Annotated in this window: 7 protein-coding genes; 3 read left to right on the top strand and 4 right to left on the bottom strand. The window is 45.6% G+C overall.

Going from position 1 to position 8,586, the window contains the following annotated elements:
• Window positions 1-149 precede the first annotated feature (149 nt).
• A complete protein-coding gene (locus RH45_RS05990; protein WP_008074983.1) occupies window positions 150-1,631 on the top strand; it encodes a sensor domain-containing diguanylate cyclase in 1,482 nt (493 codons plus the stop codon).
• Window positions 1,632-1,660: 29 nt separating this feature from the next.
• On the opposite strand, the gene glpX is transcribed toward RH45_RS05990, so the two are convergent.
• Window positions 1,661-2,668 carry a class II fructose-bisphosphatase gene (gene glpX, locus RH45_RS05985; protein ID WP_008074981.1) on the bottom strand — a complete coding sequence of 336 codons (1,008 nt, stop codon included), beginning with the start codon at window positions 2,666-2,668 and terminating at the stop codon, window positions 1,661-1,663.
• A gap of 292 nt (window positions 2,669-2,960) precedes the next feature.
• Here glpX and zapB point away from each other — a divergent pair, with 292 nt between their 5' ends.
• On the top strand, window positions 2,961-3,203 hold the full coding sequence (gene zapB, locus RH45_RS05980) for a cell division protein ZapB (RefSeq protein WP_008074980.1): 243 nt from the start codon (window positions 2,961-2,963) through the stop codon (window positions 3,201-3,203).
• 63 nt (window positions 3,204-3,266) lie between these two features.
• Here zapB and metF read toward each other — a convergent pair whose 3' ends face one another.
• From metF to RH45_RS05965, 3 genes are all read right to left on the bottom strand, one after another.
• On the bottom strand, window positions 3,267-4,157 hold the full coding sequence (gene metF, locus RH45_RS05975; protein ID WP_008074978.1) for a methylenetetrahydrofolate reductase: 891 nt from the start codon (window positions 4,155-4,157) through the stop codon (window positions 3,267-3,269).
• A 240-nt stretch (window positions 4,158-4,397) separates the two neighbouring features.
• Window positions 4,398-6,809, bottom strand: coding sequence for a bifunctional aspartate kinase/homoserine dehydrogenase II (locus tag RH45_RS05970; protein ID WP_008074975.1), 2,412 nt, complete (start codon window positions 6,807-6,809; stop codon window positions 4,398-4,400).
• Window positions 6,809-7,975, bottom strand: coding sequence for an O-succinylhomoserine (thiol)-lyase (locus RH45_RS05965; protein WP_008074974.1), 1,167 nt, complete (start codon window positions 7,973-7,975; stop codon window positions 6,809-6,811). The genes RH45_RS05970 and RH45_RS05965 overlap by 1 nt, the downstream gene beginning before the upstream one ends.
• Window positions 7,976-8,194: 219 nt before the next feature.
• On the opposite strand from RH45_RS05965, the gene metJ reads away from it, so the two are divergent.
• Complete coding sequence (gene metJ / locus RH45_RS05960) at window positions 8,195-8,512, top strand: met regulon transcriptional regulator MetJ (RefSeq protein ID WP_008074972.1); 318 nt, start codon at window positions 8,195-8,197, stop codon at window positions 8,510-8,512.
• Window positions 8,513-8,586: the final 74 nt, after the last annotated feature.

Raw genomic sequence — 8,586 nt, 5'->3', positions numbered from 1 at the left:
TTTTAGCCCTGCAGAATGAACAACATGTTTTCGCATCAAAGCCTGTAACTGCAACTAAAGTATTAAAGAATTGATACCTCTTCGTTCTATCTAGAAAAAGTACACCATCCTGATAAAATACTAACCTATTTTCATATTCGGGTGAATTCGTGATAGAGGGAAACAAAATAGGAGTTAGCAAATCATTTGCAGGGATTACAGTCTTTCTTCTACTGTCTATAGCACTACTGCTCGTTGATTCTACTGGGGCTTCGAAGTCTGAGTATCAACAAGAAAAGCAAAGGGTCGAGCGTGCACTTGAAGAACTAACACAAGTAATCAATGCGCTTGAGTATAGTATCTCTGTGCTTTATCCATTGCAGAATGAACATTATGTTCTTCCTCATACTATTGACCTTAAAGGAGCAACCTGCAATTTTGGTGGAGTAAGCCAATCTGGAGAAGATTATGATTTTCTCTTTTCTGGCCCAGAAAATATGTGTGATCCTAATGATGAGTTGTACCAAGAAGCTTATCGCCGTTTATTTATCGCGCCGTCAATGGCTTACTTCGCTCAAGCTATTGAACGAATCTCATCAATCTATTTCTTATCTAAAGACAAATTTATTATCTCTTCCCCAAAAGAATTTGCTCAAGCTCTTAAGGGTGACACCTTCGACAATGTTGTGCTTAATAGACCCTACTGGATCAATACAGTACGTCACAGTATCAACGACCAACACGATAAGGTTGTGTTTACAGGAGACTATGAAGACTATTTAACGGGAGAGAAGGTTATCACGGTTACTCGCGGCATATACATTGATGGTGAGTTTAAAGGAGTGCTTGCAATTGACAGCTATCGAGATAGCTTACTTGAGGACGTAGATTCGGGTTATTACCTTGCTAGCTACCCTGGTGAGAATAACCAAGATTTATTAGGCTTTACGTTCTCTTCACCCCTGATGTTTCAAGGTGAGCCGACAGGCCTGTATTTGAGTGTCGATGAGCCTGAGAGTGTACATATCTGGCATATATTAGATTACAAAAGAGAGCAGTTATCTTTGCTGCTTTTAGTTTATTTGTGTTTTACTGGCGTGCTTTGGTTTCGCCACTCTGAGCGAACGAAGGTTAAATTGCAGTATTTGGCGATGCATGATCCTCTTACGAGTCTTGCGAATCGCCGCGGGTTTGAACATGCACTGCTCGCTATGGAAGAAAAGCGTTTTCTTGGGATTGGGGTGTTTGATATCGACGACTTTAAGCAATTTAACGACTTGCATGGTCATGAAGTTGGAGACCAGGCACTTCGTCATATAGCCGTATTGATGACTGACAGCACTCGTCAATGTGATCTTGTCGCCAGGTTTGGCGGAGAAGAGTTTGTCGTCGCAATATCCGGTGAATCTGACCAACTCATCGCAACTATCTTTGAGCGTACACAGCAGCAGATAAGCTTACAAGGCTACCGTCTGCCCTCAACAGGAGAAGACTGTGCTCTAACGATGTCAGCAGGTGCTGTGATATATCGTAGTCATTGTTATGAGAGCTATCGCCACCTATGGATAACTCAAGGCATCCGCCAGGCTGACGGCTTGCTCTATCAAGCTAAAGCGCAAGGTAAAAATCGAGTTTGCATCGAGCGAAAATAAAAATGGTCAGCAATTGCTGACCATTTTTATTATAGGATGATATCTCTCACTTCTGGATCCTTGCGTTCCAGGTAGTGAGTAGATTTAATGCGGCGAATGGTACGGCAACGACCTCGGATCAATAGCGTTTCCGTTGTGGCAATATTACCTTGACGGGAGATCCCATCGAGAAGATCACCTTTGGTGATTCCCGTCGCAGAGAACACGACATTATCACTGCGTGCCATATCTTCCATAGTTAAGACAACATTGGCCTCTACACCCATTTCTTGGCAACGTTTTAGCTCAGCAGCACCATAGATTCTGTTTTCCTCACTATCACCTTTGACTTCATGACGAGGAAGTAAACGACCATGCATATCTCCGTCTAATGCGCGAATGACTGCAGCAGAAACAACACCTTCGGGTGCGCCACCAACACAGTACATCGCGTCAACTTCACTATCAGGCATGCACGTTAAAATTGAAGCTGCCACGTCGCCATCTGGCACAGCAAAAACACGGACACCCATTGCCTGCATTTCTGCGATAATTTGATCATGGCGTGGCTTAGCTAAGGTGATGACGACTAATGTGTCCAATGACTTGTTGAGCGCGGTAGCAATGTTTTCTAAGTTCTCTTTAAGCGGCTTGTTTAAGTCAATACACCCTTTCGCTCCAGGGCCAACAACCAACTTTTCCATGTACATATCTGGCGCTTTAAGGAAGCTGCCTTTTTCGCCAGCAGCAAGTACCGCTAACGCATTAGACTGGCCCATGGCCGTCATTCTCGTCCCTTCGATTGGGTCAACTGCAATATCAACTTCATCTCCGCCAATACCGACACTTTCACCGATGTAAAGCATGGGTGCGTCATCGATCTCGCCTTCGCCAATGACAATCTCACCACTGATCTCGGTTTTGTTGAGTAAGGTGCGCATTACTTCTACCGCTGCGCCGTCAGCAGCGTTTTTATCGCCGCGGCCTAGCCATTTGTAGCCTGCTAGAGCTGCGCCTTCTGTAACTCGTGAAAATGCCATTGCTAAATCGCGTTTCATGATGACTCCAAAGTATGGGGAATGAGAAAATCGGCAGGATTCTAACACAACCAAAAGAAAACGTTTGCCATTTCGTGCGATTTGAATTGAACTCGATCAAAACAGCGTAGAGTTTGCAGAATTTCGCCTTATCGATCGCTTTCCGTCAGCGTATTGTCAAGGTGTGCTGATTTTTTGACCGAATGGTGCAAAATATCGAATATAGGGCGTGTTTATCATTCTCTGGCTGAGTAGAATGAAGGAATTGAGTGGAGTGACCTCCACATACACGAATAACCAAAGGTAGGCTAAGATGTCTTTTGAAGTACTAGAACAACTAGAAGCGAAAATCCAAACTGCAGTAGACACTATTTCTCTGCTACAGATGGAAGTTGAAGAACTGAAAGAAGAGAAAGAAAAGCTAGCAGAAGAAGCGAATGAACTTCGCTCGAACCGCGAAGAGCTTGAACAGAAAGCACAACAGATGCAACAAGAGCATGCTGCGTGGCAGGACCGTATCCGTAACCTACTAGGTAAAATGGACGAAGTAGAGTAACCCTTTGCTTGAATCGAATTAGAAAAGGTTGGCAGTGCCAACCTTTTTTATTGGGAACTATAGCTAATTGCTAGGTCGAACACCTAAGGTGTGACATAGCGCGTAGGTCATTTCAGCGCGGTTCAAAGTGTAGAAATGAAAGTCTTTAACCCCTTCACGACTCAGTACTCTGATCATATCAATAGCTTGACTCGCCCCCACTAATTGACGCGTGGTTGGGTCATCATCCAGACCCTCAAATTGTTTCGCCATCCAGCTCGGGACTTTTACATTATTCTGCGCAGCAAATCGAGACGCCTGTTTGAAGTTAGATACTGGTAGAATTCCAGGCACAATCTCAACATCAATTCCGGCCGCAACACAACGATCACGGAAACGTAAGTAGCTTTCAACATCGAAGAAGAACTGAGTGATAGCGCGATTTGCTCCTGCGTCGACTTTGCGTTTCAAATTAAGCAAGTCAGCTTGAGCGCTCTTGGCTTCTGGATGAACTTCAGGAAAAGCCGCGACTGAGATGTCGAAATCATGGCGCTCTTTTAAGAGTTGAACCAAGTCAGAGGCATACATGTCAGGTTTGCCACCGCCCGGTGGAATATCTCCGCGTAGTGCCACGATGCTTTGAATACCGTTGTTCCAATAGTCATCTGCGATTTGGATGAGCTCATCACGGCTCGCGTCAATGCAAGTTAAATGAGGTGCTGCAACTAGACCTGTCTCTGCTTTGATTTCTTTGATGATTGAGTGTGTACGATCACGCTCACCTGAATTAGCACCGTAGGTTACAGAAACAAACTTAGGTTTGAGAGTCTTTAGGCGATGTACAGAATTCCAAAGCGTTTCTTCCATTTTCTCACTGCTCGGTGGAAAGAATTCAAACGACACATTGATGTTGTCAGAAAGCTCAGCGATGTTTTGGTTTAGTGCGTCGATATGACCTGCGTGCGTGTATCCCATCTTACTCTCTCCATGTGGCAACTCTGCTCACTAAAATACTAATCCTTAAATCGACGTTTAGACGTCTATATGTCCACAGAATGAATTGAATGCGGTTTAATGTCAACAGTGTGATTATGAATTTTTTTCAAGTTGATCATGAGTGATCCTCAATGTGAAATCCGAACGTAACATCGATGGTGGCTTTTGTTATCTTGGCTAGACTAAAGAAAAGGCTGCCTATAAGGCAGCCCATAACAGTTAAAGTAGACTTGAAAGTAAGTTGAGATCCGATTGTATGGCGCCTGATGTGACTTCTCTTCCCGCTCCAGGGCCGCGAATCACAAGTGGATTGTCTTTGTACCACTTACTCTCGATCGCAAAGATATTGTCGCAAGGGAGCAAGTTAGCCAGTGCATGCTCTTTGCTTAGCGCTTCGACGCCCACGGTTGCCTTGCCATTTTTCTCAAGTCGTGCGACATAGCGGAGCACTTTGTCTTCTCGCTGAGCTTTCTCAAGACGCTCAGCGAGCAGTTCACTGAGTATTTGACTCTTATCTAAGAATTCATCTAAAGAGAGCTCTGAAAGCTCTTCTGGCACTAAGCTTTCGACTTTCACAGCTTCTGGTTCAATATGCAAACCCGCTTCACGCGCTAAAATCACCAGTTTACGCATGACATCTGATCCATCGAGATCACTGCGCGGATCGGGTTCAGTCAAACCTTGTTGCCATGCAAGATCAACCAGCTCTGCGAAGGGGACGGAGCCATCATACTGCTGAAATAGCCAAGATAGCGTGCCGGAGAAAATCCCTGAAAGCGCTTGAATGTCGTCACCACTTTCACGTAGGTCGCGTACCGTATGGTTAATTGGCAGGCCTGCCCCAACAGTTGCATTGTAGAGCCAATGACGATTAATTTTGGCAAATGCGTCTTGCACTTGGTGGTAGTATTGACTTGAGGCTGAACCAGCCACTTTATTAGCCGAAATCAAATGCATCCCTTGCTCTGCGATGGCTAAATACTGATTTGCGAGCTCTTTGCTTGCAGTAACATCGAGAACCACAACCTCATCATAGCCTTGGATCGCTCCCAGCTTCTCGATCCATTCGCCAGGCTGGTACTCAACGGCTTCTTCGCTGAAGTGATTACTTACGGAGGTGGCATCAATGCCATTTGGGTTAAACCAGTAAGTTTGGCTGTCTACGACGGCGACCAATTCAAAGTTCATCCCGCGGCGTTTCTCCAGATCGCTTTTTTGCTCTGCAAACAACTCAAGCCAACTGGCACCAATATTACCTTTACCGCACAAGGCGATGCCAACTCGCTTCTGTGCTTGGAATAACTGACTGTGAATGCCCTTGACTAAGGGTGAAGTGTCTGTGCGACGTAAAACGGCGACTAAGCTTAACCCCGATTGGGACTCAGAAATAAACTCGACTGGTGATGACTTGAGTTTTTGATAAAAGCCGTAGCAGTGGTTGGCATTTTTGGTTACCCCAGCGCCGACTGCTGCAATCAGCGAATAGCCTTCCTTCAGCTTTATCTCAGCATCGATGGCCGCATCTTGAAGATACTCCAGAGCACCACCTGCAATTTCTGCTGTGTAAGCTAAACGCAATGAGTTTTGATCGTCTTGAATTTCATAGGTCAAAGGTTCAAGCTGAGCGCGCTTTAATCCTGAGAGCACTTCTTTTTCTAAGCGAGCAAAATCATGCCCTGCATTGAAGTTAAGTTGGATAAGCAACACTTCGTCGAGCGAGGAAACGATTTTTGCACCGCGCCCAGAAGCGAGTACTCGTTCAATTCGCGTTGAGCCTGACTCAGGCTCATAGCTACAGCGAAGATGCAGGTCCATGGTACTTTGGGCCACAGGCTGTAAGGTTCGACTGTGGAGTACTGGAGCCGCTAAACGAGCGAGTTCGCTGGCTTCATCCAGCCTTAGCAAAGGCAACAAACACGCATCACTGACTAAGCGTGGATCTGCGCTGTAAACGCCTGCAACATCACTCCAGATAGTGACGCGAGAGACTTCCGCTAGCGCACCAATAACAGTTGCGGAGTAATCGGATCCATTACGACCTAAAAGCACAGTCTGACCTGCTTCATCCTGCGCCATAAAGCCGGTTACGACCAATCGGTGATGTTGATGTTGGGCAAGGACTTCTTTGATTAATGGGTAAGAGCTTCCACGGTCAACTTCTGGTTGAGTGCCGACTTCAGCACGTAAAAACGCGCGAGCATCTTGGGCAACGCTTTGTAAGTCATTCTGATTCAGTAAGGCGGCGAGTAGGCGAGAAGACCAAACTTCTCCGTGACCGAGGACTGCTGCTTTGTCTGCTTCCGAAAGAGGCGCAGTTAATTCGCCCAATGTAGAAAACTCGTCATTGAGCGTTGCTAACAAATGGCTTTGTGCTTCACTGCCAAGTAGATCTTCAATAAGCGAGGTTTGGAACTGACGTAAGCTTTGAAGTACTTCGTGAGCAAGGCGGCCATCTTTGTTGAGCGCTTCCAAAAACTCGATCAGTCGATTGGTGGTTTTGCCTGCTGCAGAGACGACAATAAGGTCTTCGTCTGAAGAATACTCTTTAAGAATATCGACCACTCTACGATAGCACTCAGGGTTGGCTAGACTACTTCCGCCGAATTTATGGAGTTGGCGTGGCGCTGTCATTATTGTTCTCCTTTCGCCGAAACAAATGCTTGTTCTAAGTCTGCGATGAGATCATCGGCGTCCTCAAGTCCAACGGATAAGCGAAGTAACTGCTGAGTGACCCCAGCTTCTGCTAGCGCTTCCTCACCCATGGCTCGGTGTGTCATTGAAGCTGGGTGGCAAATCAAACTTTCCACCCCACCTAGAGACTCTGCTAAAGAGAACAGTTCAAGCTGACCGACAAAATGTTTTAATTGAGCAAAACTGCCTGCAAACTCAAAACTAAGCATTGAGCCGAAGCCACTTTGCTGCTTTTTCGCAATCTCGTGGCCAGGATGCTGTGGAAGGCTTGGGTGATAGATAGTGCCAACCAACTCTTGGGTTTGTAGGTAGCTAAGGATTTGCGCTGAACTGTCTTCATGAACCTTCATTCGAGCACCTAAGGTTCGGATGCCACGGAGTGTCATATAGCTGTCAAATGGTGTCCCAGTTGCTCCAATACAATTTCCCCACCATGCGAGTTCTTCGGCATGTTGCTCATCTTTTGTAATCACCACGCCTCCAATCACATCAGAGTGACCATTAATGTATTTCGTTGTGGAGTGAATAACAAAGTCGGCGCCTAGCTCTAATGGCTTTTGGAACACAGGAGTCAAAAACGTATTGTCGACAGCGACTGACGCGCCAACTTGTTGCGCTTGTTGGCACACTTTACGAATATCAACCACACGAACGAGCGGGTTCGATGGCGTTTCAATAAGAATGAGTTTTGGTTTGAGCGCGATAGCGGCTTCGAGAGCTTGTTCATCTGACTGGTCGACAAACTTGACTTTGAAATCCCCTTTATTGGCGCGAGTGTTGAATAGGCGGTAAGTCCCCCCATAACAATCATGAGGAGCAACAATGAGGTCTTCTGGGCCTAGAAAAGCCGATACCCAAAGATTCAGAGCTGAGGTACCACAGTTTGTCACCACCGCACCTTTGCCTGATTCTAATTCAAACAGAGCCGTTTCGAGTAAGCCTCGGTTAGGATTGCCGGAGCGCGTGTAGTCATACTGAGGGACTTCACCAAATGCCGGGAAACCATAGTTCGTTGAGAGATAAATAGGTGGCACGACAGCGTGGTGTTGTGTATCTGATTCAATTCCAGTTCGTACTGCAATGGTGGCTGGCTTACGGGCGCTCATAAGTGTTTCCTTGCGAACAGTGATGACAACTTGTAGGGAATACGGTATACCTAGCTAATGTTAGATATATGTTATTCCAACTCCATATTCTTCCACTTTACTTCTCATTTTTAGAGACGTCAACACTTCTAGACGTCTATATGTCTTTGCTTGTGGCTATAAATACCGCTAAAATTATGGATTACTGACTTAACCACAATAAATTATATAAGGTGCGCAATGGCAGACTGGAATGGCGAATACATAAGCCCATATGCTGAGCATGGAAAAAAAAGCGAACAAGTAAAGAAGATTACCGTTTCGATTCCTTTAAAAGTATTGAAGGTATTAACTGATGAACGTACACGTCGTCAGATTAATAACTTGCGCCATGCGACGAATAGTGAGCTGTTATGTGAAGCTTTTTTGCATGCATACACAGGCCAGCCATTACCGACCGATGAAGATTTGAGAAAAGATCGCCCAGATGATATTCCAGCCGAAGTGAAAAAGCTGATGGAAGAAATGGGCATTGAGTACGAAGCGTTTGACGAATAACCATAAGCCGATTTTAATCGGGTAATAGACGCACCTATTTTCGCTGAAGCCGAACTACGACAGATATAAAAAAA

This window comes from Vibrio sinaloensis DSM 21326, from assembly GCF_000189275.1.
In the GTDB taxonomy this organism is placed as follows: domain Bacteria; phylum Pseudomonadota; class Gammaproteobacteria; order Enterobacterales; family Vibrionaceae; genus Vibrio; species Vibrio sinaloensis.
Note: the sequence above shows the minus strand (reverse complement) of the source record. Positions and strands in the feature narration are given on the sequence as shown.

Coding starts and splice junctions, on each gene's coding strand:
- glpX (WP_008074981.1), bottom strand. CDS start 2,668: ATGAAACGCGATTTAGCAATGGCATTTTCACGAGTTACAGAAGGCGCA.
- zapB (WP_008074980.1), top strand. CDS start 2,961: ATGTCTTTTGAAGTACTAGAACAACTAGAAGCGAAAATCCAAACTGCA.
- metF (WP_008074978.1), bottom strand. CDS start 4,157: ATGGGATACACGCACGCAGGTCATATCGACGCACTAAACCAAAACATC.
- RH45_RS05970 (WP_008074975.1), bottom strand. CDS start 6,809: ATGACAGCGCCACGCCAACTCCATAAATTCGGCGGAAGTAGTCTAGCC.
- RH45_RS05965 (WP_008074974.1), bottom strand. CDS start 7,975: ATGAGCGCCCGTAAGCCAGCCACCATTGCAGTACGAACTGGAATTGAA.
- metJ (WP_008074972.1), top strand. CDS start 8,195: ATGGCAGACTGGAATGGCGAATACATAAGCCCATATGCTGAGCATGGA.